Source organism: Selenomonas dianae (genome assembly GCF_030644225.1).
GTDB lineage: Bacteria > Bacillota > Negativicutes > Selenomonadales > Selenomonadaceae > Centipeda > Centipeda dianae.
The window spans coordinates 1959714-1979752 of the sequence record NZ_CP128650.1; the positions used below are offsets into that span (position 1 = coordinate 1959714).

Genomic DNA, 20039 nt, shown 5'->3' on the forward strand with positions numbered 1-20039 from the left:
CAACGTTCCCTTCTATCGCCAAAGTCCATGTCTTTGCAAAAACGCAGCCGGATCGTTCATAACATCCAGGTGCTCATGTATCTTTTCCAGCGGCCAGTCCCACCAGCGCAGATGCAGGAGGGATTCAATCATCTCGGGAGGAAAACGGTACTTGATGATCTGTGCGGGATTGCCGCCCACGATGGCGTAGGGCGGTACATCCTTCACAACGACACTGTCCGCCGCGATCACCGCACCGTCCCCGACCGTCAGAATGCCGCTGTCGCCCGCTGCCTTCAGGCGACTGCCGCGTCCGATCCAAACATCCGAACCGATATGTACCCCCCCCGCATAACTCTTATACCCCAGAGAGGAACACCAATCCTCCGCATCAAAATCCATACACCCCGGATCATAAGTAGTGATGCGGCGGTAGTCATGCTGATTGTTCAAGCCGACCTCAAGGACAACGTGCGGGCCAAAGGACGTGTAATTCCCGATGCGCACCTCCTGCACGCCGCCGCGATAGCCCCATTCGATGCGTCCGCCAAAATAACTCTTTACGCCGACCGAGACCGTACGTGAACCATACGACCAGACGCGCGGAATCTCTGCCCGCGTCACATCCAAAAACGCCTCTTCCCGATCCGTAAGTTCCGCTTGAAGCGGCGCATAGCCGACATTTTCCGCAAAGAGGCGCGGCACGTCCAGCCCCGGCATCCGAAAAATACGCCCATCAAGCAGCGCTGCACGCGGAATCTCGGGTGCACAGCGCCGCAGATACGCAATCATCGGAAAGAGCTTCGAGCAGGAAAGCAGGACGCGATGAATTTCCACCTCTCCCCTCACGCCCTCGACGGAAAGCCCCCGTTCCGTACATCTCGCATAACCGACAATCGAAAGCGTCCCCTCCTGCTCCGCACGCCGATAACGAGGAATAAGCTCCTCGTCCAAGTCGCCGCCGAGAACGACGAGTACCTTCGTACACATGGGCATATCCCCCTCCGTTCAAACCGCCCAGATCACACGGCTCATCGTCCGAATGAGATCAACACCGTCCCAGACGAGCGCAAAGTCCATCGTACGTCCCATGGGTACAATGCGATCCACGCCGGCAGGGCGCATGGCAAGCACCTCCCGCAAGAGGCTGTCCCGCTCCACGCCATAATACGAAAGCGTCTGGCACGAAATACCGCACAGCGGTCGTATCTCTGCAAGTTCCTGCGCCCGATATTCGATAAAGAAACCGCTTCCCGCCTTGTAGGCAGCAAGTTCCTCCGTCAGCTTTGCCACACAGACGCGCGTAATAAGGTTGTCCTCCATCGGAACCTGCCGCGCCTCAAAGCACGCACCAAGCCGATAGAGCTGCGTCAGCTTATCCACCGCCTGAACACCTTGCAGCGTGTAGCGATCCTTCACAAGCGTATGCAGGGTGCTCCAAAACACCTCCTGCGCCGCCTTTACCTTCTCTGCTGCACCGAGCCAGATAATAAAATGTGGCGCGGTACAGGCATTTTGGTCGCTAAGATAGGTATCGTTGTAAAAGTCCTGTGTAATGCGCTCCTTGTCCGCTGCCACAAGATAGGCATCGGCGTCAAGAACGGCGAGCGAATGACGGTCGGCAAACGTGATTTCATGCGCACGCGGAGCAAGGGGCGAGCGGCGTATCTCTTCAATCGTCGCATCGCCGCCCCATATGACACGGGTCTGACACATACGTGAATAGTGTTCGTTCACCTCCTGCGCGTGCCCGTAACGGACAAAGAGGAAGTACGGCAGGAGTGCAGGAAAGTCCACCAGCGTTTCCGCGAAAATCCGACAGAGAACATCGACCTGCGGGAAGGCCTTTGACGGCAGACGCACAATGCTCGCGTTTCCCGCGAGAAATGCCGCAAGACATGAGTAGGCAAAGTTCACCGCCACATTCGAGGGTGCAATGTGAAAGACAATGCCGCGCCCAATCCTCTTTTTCTCCGCCTCATAGACGCGCTGCATTTGGCGAAGCGCGGCGGGACGGCACCAAAAGCCGAGTGTTACAACATCGGGGTACGCCCTTGCCGCCGTATCCGCAAGAATCCGTGCCGAGAGTGCGGAGAGGAACGCACACGCCGCCTCCGAAAAAATCGGAAGCGGGCGCACGTCCGCCATCTGCGCCTCGCTTTCTGCGCTGCCGAGCACATAGTCCACACCCTCAAAACGCTGCCGCATAGGCATCGCTGCACCCCCTCAGTTCCGCCTCTTTCAGCCTGCCGAGCACCTTGAAATACTTCCCTTTACGTCCGCATGGGCAGTCGTCCTCACCGAGCAGAACGCCCTCGTCCTCCGTTAGGAGCGCGTGTCCCGGGTACGACTCCGGCAGGAGCGAGACCACCTCGATGATGCCGCGCTCGCCGAAATCCGCAGACGAAAAGTCAAACGGCCGGCGCACAATGATGTCGGCGTACGTGCTTGTGTGGAGATGTCCCTCCGCGCATTCGAGATGGATGCAGCCCGTCTGTTCCACCATGCCGTAGTAGTCCGCAACATCAAGATCGCCGCAGACCGTACGCAGTGCAGCGCGAAACGCCGCAGGCGTAACCGCCTCGGAGGCGAGCCTTTTCCAGCCGCCACCATGAATCAATATGGCATTCGAGAGATCAAGCCGTTCCCCCGCCGCCCGCAAAGACTTGTAAAAATGCTGCCACACCATAAAGGTAAAGCCGAAGATCAAAATGCGCCGCCCCGCGTGCTCTGCGAGAAATGCGCGAACGGCATCGAGCTGCAGCTCCATCGCATCATTCAACGCGTAGAGCTTCTTGCGCCCGAAAATCGAAAAACCGAGGATCCCCGCCCCGCGTGCCGAGAACATCGCACGGTTCTTGACCACCGAAGGGCAGTCGATGATAAGCATCGGCATACGGCTTTTTCCCGTCCATGCGGAAACGATACGCACAAGAGTTTTCTGCTGGTTCGCCGCTGTTTTGCGGTCGAGGAAAATACGTGATACCTGCTGCCCCGTTGTCCCCGACGAGGTCATCGTCTTGAACACATCCTCCTCCGCCACACTCCGCAGCTCCATCTCCTTGAAGAGGCGCACAGGCAAAAACGGAACATCCTCCACCGAGCGAACATCCGCAGCAGAAAAGCCGACCGCCTCCATCATCCGCGCATAGGGCGCACAGTGCGCCCTGTGGTGCTCCGTCAGGCGCAGCAGCCCCCCGCACAGGAGCGCCTGTTTGTCCGTGCGCCCCACGCCGAACGGCGGCAGGGCAAGCACATCCTCATACGTCATAATACTGCTCCAATGCGCGATAGACCGTCTTGCCCGAAGCATTCTTCGGGATCTCCGCGATATACTTCGCCGTGAGCGCCGTATGGTGCAGGCCGAGCTTTGCGCTCAAAAACGGCACAATCGCGGGAACAAGCGCCTCCTGCGTCACAAAGATATGGAGGTGATCGTCAACGCCCGCACACGCGACCTCGACCTCACCAAACTGCCGGCGCAGGATATGCTCAACCTCCTGCAAATTCGTCCGCTTGCCGAACATCTTCAAAAAGCGCCGCTTGCGACCGACGATGGTATAGTACCCATCCGCATCGCGGCGGGCGAGATCGCCCGTCTCATAGCGGCCATGACGCTCGTCGCCCCGAGCGAGATCCGCACCGCCCTCCGCATAGCCGAGCGTAACATTTGCGCCATAGTAGACCAGCTCGCCGACGGTATCCACCGCCGTGATCTCCGCGCCCACCTCGTCGATGAGCGCGAACCTGCCGCCCGGGATCGCAACGCCCATCGCCCCGACCTTTTCAAGGGCATCCTGCGGCGGCAGATACCCCATGCGTGCCGTTGCTTCTGCCGCACCGTACATCACGACAAACGACTTGCCCTCCCGAGCGGCAAACTCTGCAAACTGCGCATGAAGTTCAGGGTCGAGCTTGCCGCCCGCCTGCGTCAGCGTGCGGAGCGCGGGGAGATCCATACGGAAGAAGCGGAGCCGCTTCAGCATCGCATAGGTATAGGGAACACCGGAAAGATTTGTAACTTTTTTTTCCCGCATAAGCTGCCAAAAACTGCGGTCAAAGAGTGTTTTGTCCGTCACAACAACCGACGCGTCGACCGCAAGGTGTGTATTGAGAACAGAAAGCCCATAGACATAGTGAAGCGGCAAATTCGTCACAGCACGTTCATCTTCGTGAAGATCCAAATACTTCACAATGGACGCTGTATTTGCCTTGAGATTATCATAGCTCTGCCGCACCAGCTTCGGGCTGCCCGTCGAGCCCGATGTCGTCATGAGGAGTGCGAGATCGTCATGCAGGGGAAAGGGATGCTGCTCCGCAAGATCGTAAAGGACACTACCCGCTATGTGTAAAGTCTGCGTATAACGATCCAAAAAGTCGAAATGCGCTTCCTCCGCAAAAATATAGGTCGGTAAATACTTCTCTAAAAGGTTCTGAAACAATTCCTCATCCAAATCCTTATCGACCATAACGGGAACAATCCCATGGTTGATAAAGCCCACATATGCCGCAATGGATGCAGGCGTATTGCTGCACACCAAAAAAACCAACGAGCGCGTTGGTACCATCCCCGCAATCTTTTCCGATATATCAAACAACTTGTTGTATGCCCACACTTCATTTTCCATAAGGAGTGCGGGCGTCTCGGCAAAAGATTTCAGATCAAAAAACACGGCACAGCCTCTTAAAATGTGATGTTGTAATTCTTCGACAGGATCTCTTTCCCCCGTTCAAAAGAATTAAAGTCGATGATATCATCGGTATCCATCATGATATCAAAGGCATCCTCGATGGCAGCCACCAATTCCATGTGTCCGACCGAATCCCATGCACTGATGGACTGATATGTGAGTCCCTCCACATCGTCCTTGGAAACGCCAAGGCTGTCAGAAAATATCTGCGTGTACTTCTCCAAATTCGTCATGATATTGCTCCCTCTCTGTATACGTTATTGATTGTTGATCTTTCTGGAAAGTGTCAACGGCATATCATAGCCGTCCCAAACAAAGGACAGATCAAGGCTGTGTCCCATGGGAACGATGCGATCCCCCCCTCGCAGCCCCTGTTGGAAGATGATCTCCTTGATTTTATCATGCAGATGATCCCCCAGATACGTAACGGTCTGGCACCGCTTGCCAAGAATGCACGCCAGTTCATCCAAGTTCCCTAAACTATATTCGAGAAAGTACCCACAATTCCCTTTATAATCCATCACATCCTCGTACAGTTCCGGCAACTCGATCCGCACCAACGCATTATTCTGCCGAATCTCCTTGATGCCGGGACAGGCAGCCGCAAGCACTGCCGTCTGCAGCAGTTTTTCCGACCCGCTGATATCGCTCAGTTGATACCCTTGATGTACTTTTTCTTGAAGACTCTCCCAAAAAAGTTTTTTTGCCTGATCGATGCAATTTCCTGTCCATAGAACCAGCCGCGTTGAGCTGCAAGCGTTCTGATCAGAATAGTAGGTATCGAGATAAAAATCGCGCGCAACGATCTGTGGTTCCTTCTGCAAATACGTATCCGCGTCAATGACTGCAATCGAATACCGATCCGCAAACCCCAACTCCACGCATCGGGATTGTGTGGTGTTTCTTTTTATATCTTCGATTGTTTTATCGCCGCCCCATATCATTCTGAGATCACAGAGTGATGACAGCACGTGCGTCGCCGCGTTGTCATGTGCATATCGAACAATGCAGATATATGGATGCAGTTTCTGAAACTCCTCCTGCAATAGTGTGTTGATCGTCTCACACAGGAGATCCACCTGCTCAAACTGCTTATCGGATACACGGATCACAGACGCATTGCCGGCGGTCAATGCATAGACAAGGGAAACTGCAAACTGCACGGGAATATTCGACGGCGCGATATGGAACGCCATCCCCCAGCCAATTCTTCTGCCAGAAGCTTCATATTTGGCGGCCTCTTTTTTTATGGACGCCTTGCGAAGCCAAAAAGCAAAGGCAGCGATGTCCCCATATGCCTTCGCTCGGGGATCACGAAGCAGCACCTCGGATAATCTACCCAGAAAGGATACGACATCTTCTGAAAACATCGGCAGTGCCCGCGTCTTTTCCATATTGCAGAGGACATCCATATTTCCGACCAAAAAGTCGATGTCCCTATATACGTGCTCCATAGGTATCGCTGCACCCCCTTATTTCCGCCTGCTCCACCCTGCCTAGGATACGGATGTATTTCCCTTTTCTTCCGCACGGGCAGTCATCCTCCCCCTCGATGATACCTTCATCCTCCGTGAGAATCGAGTGCCCCGGGTACGAATGCGGCAGCGTAGAGAGGAGCTGAATAAAGCCCTTCTCGCCCATGGCACAAGGCGAAAAATCACGATATCGACGTATGATTACATCCGAGTAGATGCTGGCATGAAGATGCCCGTATTCGCACTCCGCATAGATGCAGCCCGTCTGCTCTGCCATTCCATAGTGATCCACATAATGTTTTATTCCACAGACAGCCTGTCCCATGTTCTTGAAATCTTCATTGGAGATTTTCAGATTGACTAACTTTTTCCAACCGCCTGCTGTAAGCAGATAACCGTTCGACAAATCGGCAGTTCTGCCCGCTTGTTTTAATCGCCGGAAAAGATGCTGCCAAACCATAAAGGTGAATCCAAAAATGATGAATGGCTCGGCTCCGTAGGCTTGAATAAAGTCATCCAGCACATCTTCCTTGAGCTGCATCTGTTCATCCAGTGCAAAAATCATACGTCTGGCGGCAAACTCCAACCCCATGATCGTTGCACCTCTCGTGGTAAAGTTTCGTCGATCCCTAATCACCGCATCCGAATCAATCACGAGCATCGGCAGCCTACGATTCCCGATAAAATCCCCCAGCAGTCGGAGCAGTACCTTTTGCTGTAAAACAGCTGTTTCCCGATCCAGATAAATCCTCGACTGTTTTTGACCGCTTGTTCCCGATGACATCATCACCTTGAAAACATCGTCATCCGGGATGCTCTTCATCTGCAACTCTTTGAATGCACGAATGGGAAGAAACGGCACGTTCTCCAGTGTTTTGACACCAGCCGGATCATAGCCGATGGCATCCAAATACCTTTGGTACGGAACGCAGCGATGCCGATGCCATTCGGTCAATTTCCGCATGGCAGACAATAAAAGCTTTTCCTTTTCAGCTTTCGGTAATGCATACGGGGCAAGCTCGTGAAAGACTTCTAGCATATCTCCATCCCTGCACTATTCCAGATCATCCGGCAGAAGCATCTCATCGGCTTCCATATCGCGTTTCACTTTCTTGCCAATCACACGGGCAAACTCATTGGGAGGTATCCCGTCCCCCGGCCGTTTTGCGTCAAGATCCTCCATCGAAAGCACCTGCCCTGCAGGAATGTGCTTCGCGGCAACAATGCTCCTTCGCATCTTTCCCCGCTGTGCAAGCTCCTCTTCCGTCACACTTCGTTCATAAGACCCCAGCGCCGCCGCGACGTTTCGACATTCCCGCACCAACTTCTCCATTTGTTCCGGCTCGGTCGCCATCTGATTATCCCAGCCGATCACACTGCTGTCGAGGGTAAAATGCTTTTCGATCATCACCGCGCCAAGTGCCGTTGCGGCACACGCGGCTTCACTTCCCATGGTATGATCCGAATATCCGACGCTGCATTCCGGGAACTCCGCTTTCAGCATACGCATATTATTCAGATGAATATGTTCATGCGCCACGGGATACAGTGAAACACAATGGAGAATACAGATCTGATGATTGCCTCTGCCCTCAATCGCACGAACAGCCGCCCTGATTTCATCAAGCGTTGCCATCCCCGTAGAGAGTACAATCGGAACCATGCGGCCTGCAATATACTCCAAAAAAGGGATGTTGTTGATGTCCATGGATGCGATCTTGATATACGGAACGTCACACGCATCAACCAGGAGATCAACCTCACTGCGGGAATAAGGTGTGGATGCGAAATCAATGCCGCTCTCCCTGCAATAGGAGGACAGTTCCACGAGCGCCTCCGGCAAAAGCGCAAAGCCCTTCACCATGCGCCGCGCGATCGGGTTCTTTGTGTAATATGTCTTGCTGTAGAGAGAAGTCTCCGTCCATGACTGGAATTTGACCGCATCGCAGCCACACGCCTTCGCCGCATCGATCATTTTTTTTGCGACTTCAACCTTTCCCCTGTGGCTGGAATTCAGCTCAGCCACAATATACGGGCACGCTTTATCCAAGTACATTTCACAGGCCTCCTTCGCTTAAATCCAGTTTCATCGTCACCCCCAATGCTTGAGATTTTCGTCCTCCATCAACTACAATATTTTGCCCGGTAACGAACGATGCCATATCCGATGCCAAGAACAAAATGGCATTTGCAACCTCTTCCGGAGCCCCCTGCCGTTTCAATGGGGTCTCTTGAAGTATTTTCTCCTTGAGCGCATCGCTGCGCGCGTGCCACATATCCGTATCAATAAACCCGGGAGAAACCGCATTCACCCTGATGCCATACTTCCCGAGTTCGAGTGCCATCGTCTGCGTCGAAAAAAGCACCGCAGCTTTGCTGCTGCCGTACGCGAGCCCGCCTTCCTCCGCCTCCATCCCGGCGACCGAGGCTACATTGATGATCGCCCCCGCCTTATTTCTCATCATATACCGTGATACAAGCTGAGCCAACTGCACCTGTGACATAAAATTTGTGTGCATACAGTCTTCAATCGTTTTGATTGCGGTCATCGGGAATAATTGTTCCACGGAGATTCCCGCATTATTCACCAGAATGTCAATGCGCTTTTGTTTGTCTCCGATGGTTTTGATGGCTTTTTTTACCGCGTCTGCATCTGCGACATCAAAATAGAACGGGTAAATTTCCGTTGCATACTGCTCCGATAATGTCTTAATTTTTTTTTCAAATTCTTCCGTCTGCCGTCTTGCGCAAGCCCAAATGCAGGCGTGATGTTCGGCAAATTTTTGTACCGTTGCCCCCCCGATGCCCCGATTCGCACCTGTGATGACCGCAATTTTACCGTTCAGCATTTTTTTCCACTCTCTTCGGTCGATATTTGTAAAATACAGAGGGAATCAAAAGTGTCACTTCTGCCTCACAAGCAAGCTCACCATCCACATAGCCTCTGGACACACCTTTCCCGATTCCTCTCGTATACGATTTTACTTCTGCAACAATGTCCAGTCGATCCCCAGGGCGGATTTTTTTAATGAATTTGACTTTACATTCTACACCTTCAATATTGATATCCTCGACCCCATCCATCGTATTGAGTGCAATCGTCAGCATTTGACACAGTGCTTCCATCTGAACGGCACCGGGCACAAGAGGCTTCCCCGGATAATGTATGGGGAAAAACCACTCATTATTCGTCAGATTTTTATATCCCTTGGCATATTTCCCAGGCACACACTCCGTTACCCGATCAATATAAAGAAACGGATAGCGATTTGGCTCGTATTTCTGGAGTTCATCACTATCGAATGATAAGATTTTTTCTTCTGACATACCGATATAACCTCACTTCCATCTAGTCCCGAAAAACCCTATGCTCGTCATTGCCCTTTGTTACTCTGGCAGGATTCCCAAGAACAGTACATCCATCCTCCACTGATCTGAAAACCATAGAGCCCATTCCGACAATGACGTTATCTCCTAAATTTGTGCGTTCCTTCATCGAGGAGTTCAGACCGATAAACGTATTTTCACCGACGGTAGAGCCGCCGCCGACCGTTGCCATCGGACATACAACGGTATTCTTTTTCAGATGTGCATCATGTCCGACGACCACATGGAAGCCCAAAAAGCAATTTTCTTCTAAGACAGCATTGGATGATACGATGGAATGCGCATTGACGATACACCCCGGTGCAATCTGCGCTGTAGGTGAAACTATGGCAGAAGGGTCAACGAGGGTTGCCAACTTATAGCCGCTTTCCTCAATGCGTTTCAGCAGAAAAGCACGCGCCGCAGGTTCACCGACGGCAATAACAAATTCAAATTCTTCCTGTGCGATCGTTTCACACGAAGAAAAGTGAATCCGTTCCGTCCCATAATACGACACTTCTTCTTCAAAGTCATCAATGAGGTAAATTTTCGAATACCTGTGGGATACTGCATTCACGCGCTCTGCCAAGTCATAGATCTCAATGGCAGCACCGCTTGCTCCATATATAAATAAAATCATCTATGAATCACTCGCAAACCTATAGGAATTGTAGATGCCTGTCCGATCGTGCGACAGCCCCTCGCACAACTCTATATACCATTAGGACACACCATTCGTGTATTCGCACAAGAAAGAGCTGCCTCCACACGAAAACAACTCGTAAAGAGCTCCATGTGGACACAGCTCATGATATTCCTCTACCATCGTCCCGCATCTCTCAAAACAGCCCCGTAATCACGCCGTCCTCGGTGATGTCCATGCCCATTGCAGCGGGAACTTTCGGCAGCCCCGGCATGGTGAGGACATTCCCCGTGAGGGCGACGACGAAGCCCGCACCGCAGGAGGCACGCAGTTCGCGCACGGTGATGCGGAAACCTGCGGGACGGCCGAGGAGCGCAGGGTTGTCCGAGAGCGAATACTGGGTCTTTGCCATGCAGACGGGTGTTTCCGTCATGCCGAGCGTCTCCATCTCCGCCATCTGCTTCTGCGCCGCATCCGTAAAGTCCACGCCGTCCGCGCCGTAGATTTCCTTTGCAATCGTTTCGATCTTCTCCGCAATGGACTTCTTCGCATCATAGATCGGGTGGAAGTCGGCGGGCTTTCCGAGAGCATCCATGACGGCATCCGCAAGTGCAAGTCCGCCCTCTCCGCCCTTCGCCCAGACCTCGGAGCGCACGGCGGTCACACCGAGACGCGCACAGAGTTCGGTGAGGAGTGCCAGCTCCGCCTCGGTGTCCGTCGGGAATACGTTGACGGCGACGACGGCGGGCACACCGTACTTGCCGACGTTCTCAATGTGCTTTTCGAGATTCGCCGCGCCGCGCCGGAGCGCGTCGAGATTTTCCGTACCGAGCGCGTCCTTCGGCACGCCGCCGTTCATCTTGAGCGCACGCACGGTGGCGACAATGACGACGGCATTGGGCGAGAGCCCCGCAAGGCGGCACTTGATGTCAAAGAATTTCTCGGCGCCGAGATCTGCGCCGAAGCCCGCCTCCGTCACGACGTAGTCGACACATTTGAGAGCGTATTTTGTCGCCATAACGCTGCTGCATCCGTGCGCGATGTTCGCGAATGGCCCGCCGTGGATGAAGGCGGGCGTGCCGCCGATGGTCTGCACGAGGTTCGGCTTGATGGCATCCTTGAAGAGGAGTGTGAGCGCACCCGTTGCGCCGAGTTCGTCCGCATGGACGGGACGGCCGCCGCGCGTCCATCCGATGAGGATGCGCCCGAGACGGCGCTTCATGTCCGTAAGGCCATCCGAAAGGCAGAGGATCGCCATCATCTCCGAGGCGACCGTAATGTCAAAGCCCGACTCGCGCGGAATGCCGTGCACGCGCCCCCCCAGCCCCGTGACGACATGGCGCAGGGCGCGGTCGTTGATGTCGAGGACACGCTTCCACACGATACGGTTCACATCGAGGTCGAGCGCATTTCCCTGAAAGATGTGGTTGTCGATCAGCGCCGCAAGGAGGTTGTGCGCCGTGGTGATGGCGTGGAAGTCCCCTGTGAAGTGGAGGTTGATGTCCTCCATCGGCACGACCTGCGCATAGCCGCCGCCCGCCGCGCCGCCCTTCATGCCGAAGCACGGACCGAGGGACGGCTCGCGCAGGGCGACGACGGTCTTTTTGCCCTGCCTGTGCAGAGCGTCGGCAAGTCCGACGCTCGTCGTGGTCTTGCCCTCGCCCGCAGGAGTCGGGTTGATCGCCGTGACGAGGATGAGCTTGCCGTTTGCCCCGTTTGCCCCCGCAAGTGCGGCGGGGGTCAGCTTTGCCTTGTACCTGCCGTACGGCTCGATGTGTTCCTCAGCGATTCCAAGCGTCCCCGCGATCTCTGCGATGGGGCGCAGCTGTGCCGCGCGTGCGATCTCGACATCCGATTTCATTGTCATCGCTCTCCCCCCGCTTCCATCTGCATCCTTGCCGCCTGCACGACGTTCTCCATCAGCATGGCGACGGTCAAAAGACCCACGCCGCCCGGGACGGGCGTAATCGCTCCCGCCACCTCCGCCACGGCATCAAAGTCCACGTCGCCGACGAGCTTCTTCGGTGCAACGCGATTGATGCCGACATCAATCACCGTCGCGCCCGCCTTCACCATATCCGCCGTGACAAAATGCGGCCGTCCGACCGCCGCGACGAGGATATCCGCCTCACGTGTCACCTGTGCAAGGTTCTTCGTCCGCGAGTGACAGACGGTCACGGTCGCATTGCGCTCCAAAAGGAGATGTGCCATAGGCTTGCCCACGATGTTGCTGCGCCCGATGATAACCGCGTGTGCGCCCTCGATGGGGATGCCCGCATAGTCAAGCATACGGATGCAGCCCGCAGGGGTGCAGGGGCGCAGCCCGGGTACGCCGATGGTAAGGTGACCGACGTTCACGGGATGAAATCCGTCCACATCCTTGCGTGGGTCGATGCGGCTCAGAACTTCCTCCTCATGTGCCGCAATCTGCGCGGGCAGGGGCAGCTGGACGAGGATACCGTGCACATCCCGATCCGCGTTCAGCGCGTCGATGCAGGCAAGCAGCTCCGCACGCGTCGTTTCTGCGGGCAGGGCGATGTGATCCGAGAGGATGCCCAGCTCCTCACACGCCTTCCGCTTGTTGCGGACGTAGACCTCGGACGCGGGGTCGCTGCCCACGATGATAACGGCGAGGCGCGGCTGAATGCCTTTGATTTTCAGCTCCGCCGCCGCACGCCCCGCCTCCTCTTTGATCTTTGCGGCAAATTCCTTGCCATACAGTATGCGTGCCATAGCTGCTCTCCTTTGATCCGTGATTTCCTACACCAAATAACTGATCCACGTAAAGATAAAAATTGCAATCGACACAATCCCGTTCCGCATAAAGTACATCTGTGTCACGCGCGAGAAGTCCGTCGGACCCGCAATGCGGTGCTGATAGACGAGCGTTCCCGCCGCGATGGCGACACCGATGTAGTAGGGAAATGCAAGATGCATCATCGCACCGAGCGCAACAAAGAGGATGATGGAGAGAACGTGCATGGCACGCGCGATCCGAAACGCCCCCTCTGCACCGAACGTGACCGCGAGGGAGTGGAGCCCATGACTGCGGTCAAACGCCTCATCCTGCGCCCCGTACATCGCATCGAACGCGGCGATCCAGAGCGCGACAGCGATAAAGAGGACGAGCATCGGCAGCTCGATCTTCCCACTGACCGCCACCCAGCCGCCCGCCGGCGCCATGCCGATGGCAACGCCGAGGAAGAGATGAACCCACCCCGTCACACGTTTCATATACGGGTAGATGAGAAATGGTACGGCGGCAAACGGCAGAAGGCGGATGCAGACGGGATTCAGCTGCAAGACGGCAAATACAAGCACAAGGAGGCACACGCCTATAAAGACGAGCGCCTCCTTCTTTGTCACGCGCCCCTGCACCATCGCACGATAGGCGAGGCGGGGCTGCTGTTTGTCATACTTCAGATCAGCGAGATTGTCGAGGGCGAGTGCCGCCGAACGCGCCGCCGTGATGGCGAGCACGATCCAGCCGAGATCGCCGAGGGGCGGATTGCCCCCTGCCGCAAGCAGTGCTCCCATGAGCGCGAACGGCAGGGAGAACACCGTATGATGAAAGGCGGTATTGTTCATGTGCGCCCGCAGACGCTCCATCCACCAGCTCAATCCAGACCGAACTCCTTCCAGCGTTCATCGACCCGCTTCACAATGTCCTCCGACATTTCGATCTCATCGGGCCACTCGCGTGCGTGCCCTTCCTCCGGCCACGTCTTTGTCGCGTCGATGCCGAGCTTCGAGCCCCACTTTGCCATCGGCGAGGAGTGGTCGAGCACGTCCAGAGGCCCCTGCACGATCTCAAGATCGTACTTCGCGTCGATGTTGTTAAAGACGCGCCACCAGACTTCCTTCATGTCCTGCACGTTGACGTGCGCGTCCACGACGATGATCATCTTGACGTTCATCATCTGTCCCATGCCCCAGAGCGCGTGCATGACCTTGCGCGCGTGCATCGGGAACTGCTTCTTGATGGAGACGACAACGCAGTCGTGGAATACGCCCTCAAGCGGCATATTGACATCGACGACCTCGGGCAGCATCTGCTTGAGGAGCGGCAGGAAGATGCGCTCCGTCGCCTTGGCGAGAAAGCAGTCCTCCATCGGCGGCTTGCCGACCACCGTTGCGGCGTAGATGGCATCTCTCCGGTGCGTGATCGCCGTGATGTGAAAGACGGGATAGTCGTCCGCGAGGGAGTAGTAGCCCGTATGGTCGCCAAACGGTCCCTCGCGGCGCATCTCGTTCGTATCGACGTAGCCCTCAAGGATGATCTCTGCCGTTGCGGGTACTTCGAGGTCAACGGTGATACACTTCACCAGTTCGACGGATTTATGCCGCAGGAAGCCCGCAAAGACCATCTCGTCGATGTCGCGCGGCAGCGGTGCCGTCGCGGCATAGGTCACGACGGGGTCGGTGCCGATGGCGACCGCCGCCTCGATGCGCGCACCGCCGCGCGCCTTCATGTCGCGGAAGTTCTCTGCGCCGTTCTTGTGGATGTGCCAGTGCATTCCCGTCGTGCGGCTGTCGTACTTTTGCAGACGGTACATACCGACGTTGCGCTTGCCCGTCGCGGGGTTCTTCGTAAAGACGAGCGGCAGGGTCACGAACGGGCCGCCGTCGTCCGGCCAGCATTTCAGAATGGGGATCTCGTCGAGGTTCGGATGCTCCGTTTCGACGACCTCCTGGCAGGGCGCATTCTTCACGTATTTCGGGAAGTTGATCGCCTTGCGCGCCATCGGGATCAGCGTCATGAGGTTCATCTTGTTCTGGAGCGAGATGTGTGGAATCTTTAGGATCTCCGTGAGCTCGTCCGCCACATCGTCGAGTTTTTCCACGCCGAATGCGAGTGCCATGCGCTCGTAGCTGCCGAACGCGTTCATGAGCACGGGCATCTTCGAGCCTTTGACGTTCTCAAAGAGCAGTGCAACATTTTTTTCGCCCTCGCGCTTTGAGATGCGATCCGTGATCTCGGTGATCTCAAGCTCCGGATCGACCTCCGCCGTAATGCGTCGGAGCAGTCCGCGCTCCTCAAGCGCGGCGATGTATTCGCGCAGATCCTTATATGCCAAGATGTTCCCTCCTAGTTGAAACGAGTACGCAATGCTGCGGTAATACCCCAAAGCGAACCCTAGTGGAGCAAGCGGGGAAAGCGGGCGTTTCGCCCCCTGCGGATTTCTTTCGTTCAAGCGAAGCGCGTTTAAGAAGTCCGCAGGTATTTAGGCGAATAAGCGCGCGACCGCTTGCGTAACTAAGCGTTCGCGCGGGGTATTATGAAGCAAAATTACTTTCTCAGTATAAACCGTACAATCAGATAGCCGACCCCGTAGAGCGCGATCATCGGCAGGGCGATCATCGACTGCGTGAACACGTCGGGTGTCGGCGAGATCACGGCGGCAATGATGAACGAGAGGAAGATGACGATGCGGGCGTATTTCCGCAGGAATGCAGAGGAAATGAAGCCCAACTTGCCGAGGATCGTGATGACGAGCGGCAGTTCAAAGACGAAGCCGAACGGCAGCACGAACATAATGACGAACTCGAAATAGCGGTTCACGGAAAAGAGCGCCTCAAGTTCCTCGTTGCCGAATCCCTTGAAGAACATGATTGCCGCAGGGAATACGAGGAAGAACGAGAATGCGAGCCCGAGGAAAAAGAGAATCACCGAAACAGGCACGACAATCCCGAGAACAAGCCGCTCCGCACGCGTCAGGGCGGGCAGGAAAAACCGCCACACATGATAGAAGATGACGGGCAGCGCGAGAAGAAAGCCCACGACAACGGCAATCTTGATGTAGGTAAAGAACGCCTCTGCGGGCTGCATATAGTAGAGCTTTCCGACCGGAACGGTCAGATAGTGCATGATCTCGTCGATGAAGTAATAGCCGACACCGGAGCCGACGGCGACCGCAAGCAGGCACTTGATGAGGCGCGAACGCAGCTCCGTGAGGTGTGCGATGAGCGACATGCTGCCGTCGTCGTCCGTCACATCCGCCGCAGACGCTGTCTCCAACCGCGGTGCAGGCGAAGCGTCAACGGGTGCAGGGACAGGCTGCTCCCCGCTCACTGCACCGACTTCTTTCGAATCCTCCGCCATGGGTCAGCTCTTTGCCTCTTTTTTCTCACTCTCCGGCAGACGCTTTGCCTCCTCGGTGACGTTGATCTCCGCGCGGGCATCGTCCTTCTCGTTGTTTGCCGACTTGAACTCCTTGATGCTCTTGCCGAGCGCCTTGCCGATGTCCGGCAGACGGCCGGGACCAAAGACGACAAGCCCGATGATGAGGATGAGGACGAGTTCGGGAACTCCCAGACCAAACATAAGAACCTCCTAAAACAAATCGAATTTATGGGGTATCATTGCTCGCTTGTGTAAAGCCCCACGCGAACACGTTACGATTGTGTCTTGACTTCTGCGGCAGCCGCTTTCTGCTCCGCCTTGTGCGCCTCGACTGCCGCCGCAGCAGTCGCTGCGGTCGGGGTCGCCGTGGGCACCGGTGCCGCGGCGGGTGTTTCTGCCGTCGCCGGTGTCGCCGATGTCGCCTGTAGCGGCTGTGCTGCGGGCTGCGCCGCAGGTGCAGCTGCAGGCGGTGCGGGCGGCGGCTCGGGGGCGTTGATCGCTGCGGTCAGCGCGTTCGATGCCTTGCGGAACTCACGGATGCCCTTGCCGAGCGAACGCCCCATCTCGGGGAGCTTGCCGGGGCCAAAGACGATCAGCCCCACCACCAAAATCAAAATCAGTTCGGGTACGCCAATGCCAAACATAGTATCTCCTTATGTTTCAAAACTCTCTGCGTCCGATAAAGTCCGCCGCCATCAGGAATGCCTCGCGAACCTCCGTGTCGAGCGTCTCGGGCAGCGCATTCTTCGCGCGTTCCAGATACGCATCCGCCTTCTCCTGCGCATAGTCGAGCCCGTCCGTCGTACGGACAATTTCGAGTGCACGCGCAACTTCCTGTGCAGTCATCTTCGGGTTCGTGATGAGTGCCGTAAGCTCCGCACGTCCCGCCGCATCGAGCATTTCGAGCGCACGGATGACGGGCAGGGTCACAAAGCCCTGTGCAAGATCATGCCCCGCCGGCTTTCCGATGTCCTCCGATGTCTGCCGATAGTCGAGCAGGTCGTCGGTGATCTGGAACGCCATGCCAATCGCATGACCGTAGAGCGCCATGTGCTCCGTATCCGCCGCACTCATGCCGCCGATCGCGCCGCCGAGTTCGCAGCAGATTTCAAGAAAATCCGCCGTCTTTTTTCGGATGCGCTCATAGTACGTCTCCTCGCTTGCGGGCACCTGATACGCCGTGTGATCCTGAAGGATCTCCCCCTCGCTCAGAGTGCAGACGAGGTGCGCGAGCTTCACATAGACCGACGAATCATAGCCCGCCTCGGCAACAAGTTTGAACGCGCGTGCAAAGAGATAGTCGCCGCTCAGGATGGCGACCTGATTGCCCCATTTCGCGTTTGTCGTCACAGCACCGCGCCGCGTATCCGCCTCGTCGATCACATCGTCATGCACGAGGGATGCCGTGTGAATGAGTTCGAGCGCAATCGCAATCGGAAGTGCACGCGCATACGCAAACGAAGCCCCGCCGCGTGCCGTGAGGAGGAAAAGCGCGGGACGCAGACGCTTTCCGCCCGAGGAGATGAGATGCTTCCCGACATCCGTAATGAGTGCCGTCTCAGAGACAACCGCCTGTGCGAGTTCCTCCTCGAAGATCTCAAGATCTTGCCGTATGACATCGAACATGTCGCTTTTCAACGTTGTATCACCTACATCAGGCGCGGGATGCGCCTACCTTCCTAGCCATGTGTAAACCTCCACACATTCTATCATATTGCGCCCATACCGTCAAAATTATTTCATCGCTCTCTCATTTGCGGGAACAGTTATCGTTTCTGCAAAATCAGCGCACTGCCGACGGCACGTTCCTGCCCGTCGGAGGGAGAATTTACCACATCGCCGTCCACATAGAGCGCGGACGATCCGCCGCCGTCGAGGTTGATGGCGTTCTGCACGCCGAATTTTACGAGCAGGGCGGCAAACTCGGTCAGTGTCAGCCCGTGGCTGTCCTCCTGCCGTCCGTCGACGACGGCAAAGACAACCCTGCCTTTCTTTGTCACGCCGACGGCACTGCGCGGCGCACGCCCATAGCGGATGTCGCCGGGGAACTGCTCTTCGCCCGCCGTCACGTGAACGGCGCCGTTCTCGACAAGGCGTGGACCTGCGCCGACAATCTGCTCCGCCATATCCCACATACCGCCTGTATACTCCGTAAGGACTGCGGGATCGCCGATGCGCGTTCCTGCCGCCGCAAACGCATCCATCGAGGTTCCATGCACGGAAACGACATAGCCATCTGCGGGAATCGCCGAATCGTTCGTGTTGATCTCGGCAACCCGTCCCGCACGAATCACATACTCCAACCCGTACGGATTCGTCCCCGTCGAATGCCCGTAGGCGCGGTTGTAGATGACGAGTCCGTTTTCGCCGCGCTCGGCGTTGACCCCCGAGACGGGGAGCGTCACTTGGTCGATCTTCACAGTTCCGCTGTAGGAAACCGTACCAAAGACAAAGGATCCGTCCGGCATCACACCGAATGCGCTGCGGTCATAGTAGGTCGTGCCGACAATCGTACCGTTGATCTTCGTCACACCGAGGATCTCCCCGTTCAGCGCAAAATAGGACGCATTGATCGCCGCCGCCGCATTGGTGTCGTGTGCAATGCCGCTCACGGTCTGCCGCCCGGGGATGATGCCACGGGCAAGTGCCGGACGGACGCTGTACTTCGTCGGATCCGCCTCGACAAAATACGAGGTCACCTGCCCATCCTCGTCCTCGTAGATATAGGTGCGCAGCATCAGCCCTGTGGCGATCGTTTCCTCTTTCAGAATCGGGAGTTTCGGCTGTTCCGGCTGTGCGCCTCCCGCCGGCGCGACCGCCGGTTTTGCAGGAGATGACGGCGGCAATGCCCCCGTGTCCCTTGGCTGCGGCTTTGCCGCTCCCTTGGGTGCGACATCGAGATAGACGCGCGCGGGGTTCATCAGATTGCCGAGCGCATAGTCCATCCCCTTTGCCATCGTGACCGTCACGTAGAAATGCCCGCGCCGCGCAGCATAGGAAACGGAGTCGATGCGTGCCGTCCGCACGGCGGAACGTCGGAAGGCGGCGGCGTTCGTATCCACAAAGTCAAAGGTCAGCTCGCGCCCATCCTCGGAGAGACTGATATGGTAGAGCGGCATCTCCGAAAAGTCAAAGACAATGCGGTCGCGTGCCGCTGTACTCGACGAGCGCAGAGCGTTCAGCTCCGCCGCCCAAACGCAGGAGGATGCCGCAAACATCAATGCTGCCGCGAGTACCGCAATTTTTTTCAATAAACGCATGAAATACTCCAAACTAAGTCAATCATCCGTGCAATAGAAAAGGGGATGCTGCGCGGGCAGCTTCCCCTTGATTGCACACATGTATCTCACCTTGTCTTGATGGTGAGCTGCTGATACATCATATCTGCGATGCCGATGCCGCCGCTCTTTGCCGCCGCATTCATCAGCTCGGTATCGCGCATATCCTCGAAGATTTCGATGGCGTTGGATTTTTTGCCAAAAAGATCGTTCTCCGGCACGGTCGCACGCATCTGCTTGTACATCATGCTGAGAAACATCGCCTCGAAGCCCTCGCACGCCTCGCGCAGCTTCTTCGCCTCAAGATCCTCCGGCGTCGTCTTATGCAGGGGCGCATCCTCCGTCGCCTTTCGCTGCAGCTCGTCGAGCGTCGCCTGAAAGGACTTCTCCTCGGCACTCACGCGTGCGGCATTGTAGGAGGTCTGCGCCGTGCCGCTCAAAAGAGCCGCATCATGGATCGGCTGAATCGTCATGCTGTTCCCC

At 56.2% G+C, this 20039-nt stretch carries 21 protein-coding genes; all 21 read right to left on the bottom strand.

Translation table 11 applies throughout. The features are described from left to right. Positions 1-12: 12 nt before the first annotated feature. The 21 genes from QU667_RS09585 to QU667_RS09685 all read right to left on the bottom strand — a co-directional run bounded on the left by QU667_RS09585 (position 13) and on the right by QU667_RS09685 (position 20029). On the bottom strand, positions 13-969 hold the full coding sequence (locus QU667_RS09585) for a CatB-related O-acetyltransferase (RefSeq protein WP_304986952.1): 957 nt from the start codon (positions 967-969) through the stop codon (positions 13-15). Between the two features lie 18 nt (positions 970-987). Continuing rightward, positions 988-2187, bottom strand: a complete 1200-nt coding sequence (locus tag QU667_RS09590; RefSeq protein WP_304988445.1) for an acyl-CoA reductase — start codon at positions 2185-2187, stop codon at positions 988-990. Further along, positions 2171-3250 carry a LuxE/PaaK family acyltransferase gene (locus tag QU667_RS09595; protein ID WP_304986953.1) on the bottom strand — a complete coding sequence of 360 codons (1080 nt, stop codon included), beginning with the start codon at positions 3248-3250 and terminating at the stop codon, positions 2171-2173. Before QU667_RS09595 ends, QU667_RS09590 begins: the two co-directional genes overlap by 17 nt. Then, complete coding sequence (locus tag QU667_RS09600; protein WP_304986954.1) at positions 3240-4652, bottom strand: AMP-binding protein; 1413 nt, start codon at positions 4650-4652, stop codon at positions 3240-3242. The genes QU667_RS09595 and QU667_RS09600 overlap by 11 nt, the downstream gene beginning before the upstream one ends. 11 nt (positions 4653-4663) lie before the next feature. Further along, the gene (locus QU667_RS09605; protein ID WP_304986955.1) at positions 4664-4903 is read right to left on the bottom strand and encodes an acyl carrier protein; all 240 of its coding nucleotides are present in this window, start codon (positions 4901-4903) and stop codon (positions 4664-4666) included. Positions 4904-4927: 24 nt separating this feature from the next. Next, entirely contained in the window at positions 4928-6124 is a 1197-nt protein-coding gene (locus QU667_RS09610) for an acyl-CoA reductase (protein WP_304986956.1), read from the bottom strand. Continuing rightward, entirely contained in the window at positions 6108-7184 is a 1077-nt protein-coding gene (locus QU667_RS09615) for a LuxE/PaaK family acyltransferase (protein ID WP_304986957.1), read from the bottom strand. Before QU667_RS09615 ends, QU667_RS09610 begins: the two co-directional genes overlap by 17 nt. 15 nt (positions 7185-7199) lie before the next feature. Next, positions 7200-8120, bottom strand: a complete 921-nt coding sequence (locus tag QU667_RS09620) for an N-acetylneuraminate synthase family protein (protein WP_304986958.1) — start codon at positions 8118-8120, stop codon at positions 7200-7202. 82 nt (positions 8121-8202) lie between these two features. Beyond that, positions 8203-8994 carry an SDR family NAD(P)-dependent oxidoreductase gene (locus QU667_RS09625; RefSeq protein WP_304986959.1) on the bottom strand — a complete coding sequence of 264 codons (792 nt, stop codon included), beginning with the start codon at positions 8992-8994 and terminating at the stop codon, positions 8203-8205. Continuing rightward, a complete protein-coding gene (locus QU667_RS09630; RefSeq protein ID WP_304986960.1) occupies positions 8981-9472 on the bottom strand; it encodes an ApeI family dehydratase in 492 nt (163 codons plus the stop codon). The genes QU667_RS09625 and QU667_RS09630 overlap by 14 nt, the downstream gene beginning before the upstream one ends. A gap of 22 nt (positions 9473-9494) precedes the next feature. Further along, positions 9495-10151 carry an acetyltransferase gene (locus QU667_RS09635; protein WP_304986961.1) on the bottom strand — a complete coding sequence of 219 codons (657 nt, stop codon included), beginning with the start codon at positions 10149-10151 and terminating at the stop codon, positions 9495-9497. 199 nt (positions 10152-10350) lie between these two features. Further along, positions 10351-12015, bottom strand: coding sequence for a formate--tetrahydrofolate ligase (locus QU667_RS09640; RefSeq protein WP_304988446.1), 1665 nt, complete (start codon positions 12013-12015; stop codon positions 10351-10353). Between the two features lie 2 nt (positions 12016-12017). Beyond that, the gene (gene folD / locus QU667_RS09645) at positions 12018-12887 is read right to left on the bottom strand and encodes a bifunctional methylenetetrahydrofolate dehydrogenase/methenyltetrahydrofolate cyclohydrolase FolD (protein ID WP_304986962.1); all 870 of its coding nucleotides are present in this window, start codon (positions 12885-12887) and stop codon (positions 12018-12020) included. A 27-nt stretch (positions 12888-12914) separates the two neighbouring features. After that, positions 12915-13763 (bottom strand): 4-hydroxybenzoate octaprenyltransferase, encoded by an 849-nt coding sequence (locus tag QU667_RS09650; RefSeq protein WP_304988447.1) that lies wholly within the window; start codon positions 13761-13763, stop codon positions 12915-12917. Between the two features lie 8 nt (positions 13764-13771). After that, entirely contained in the window at positions 13772-15232 is a 1461-nt protein-coding gene (locus QU667_RS09655; protein ID WP_304986963.1) for a menaquinone biosynthesis decarboxylase, read from the bottom strand. Between the two features lie 212 nt (positions 15233-15444). Then, positions 15445-16257 carry a twin-arginine translocase subunit TatC gene (gene tatC / locus QU667_RS09660; protein WP_304986964.1) on the bottom strand — a complete coding sequence of 271 codons (813 nt, stop codon included), beginning with the start codon at positions 16255-16257 and terminating at the stop codon, positions 15445-15447. 3 nt (positions 16258-16260) lie between these two features. Then, a complete protein-coding gene (locus QU667_RS09665; RefSeq protein WP_304986965.1) occupies positions 16261-16479 on the bottom strand; it encodes a Sec-independent protein translocase subunit TatA/TatB in 219 nt (72 codons plus the stop codon). A gap of 71 nt (positions 16480-16550) precedes the next feature. Continuing rightward, entirely contained in the window at positions 16551-16922 is a 372-nt protein-coding gene (gene tatA, locus QU667_RS09670; protein WP_304986966.1) for a twin-arginine translocase TatA/TatE family subunit, read from the bottom strand. A 16-nt stretch (positions 16923-16938) separates the two neighbouring features. Continuing rightward, a complete protein-coding gene (locus tag QU667_RS09675; RefSeq protein WP_304988448.1) occupies positions 16939-17904 on the bottom strand; it encodes a polyprenyl synthetase family protein in 966 nt (321 codons plus the stop codon). A 140-nt stretch (positions 17905-18044) separates the two neighbouring features. Continuing rightward, a complete protein-coding gene (locus tag QU667_RS09680; RefSeq protein ID WP_304986967.1) occupies positions 18045-19538 on the bottom strand; it encodes a phosphodiester glycosidase family protein in 1494 nt (497 codons plus the stop codon). Positions 19539-19624: 86 nt separating this feature from the next. Continuing rightward, the gene (locus tag QU667_RS09685; RefSeq protein WP_304986968.1) at positions 19625-20029 is read right to left on the bottom strand and encodes a rod-binding protein; all 405 of its coding nucleotides are present in this window, start codon (positions 20027-20029) and stop codon (positions 19625-19627) included. Positions 20030-20039: the final 10 nt, after the last annotated feature.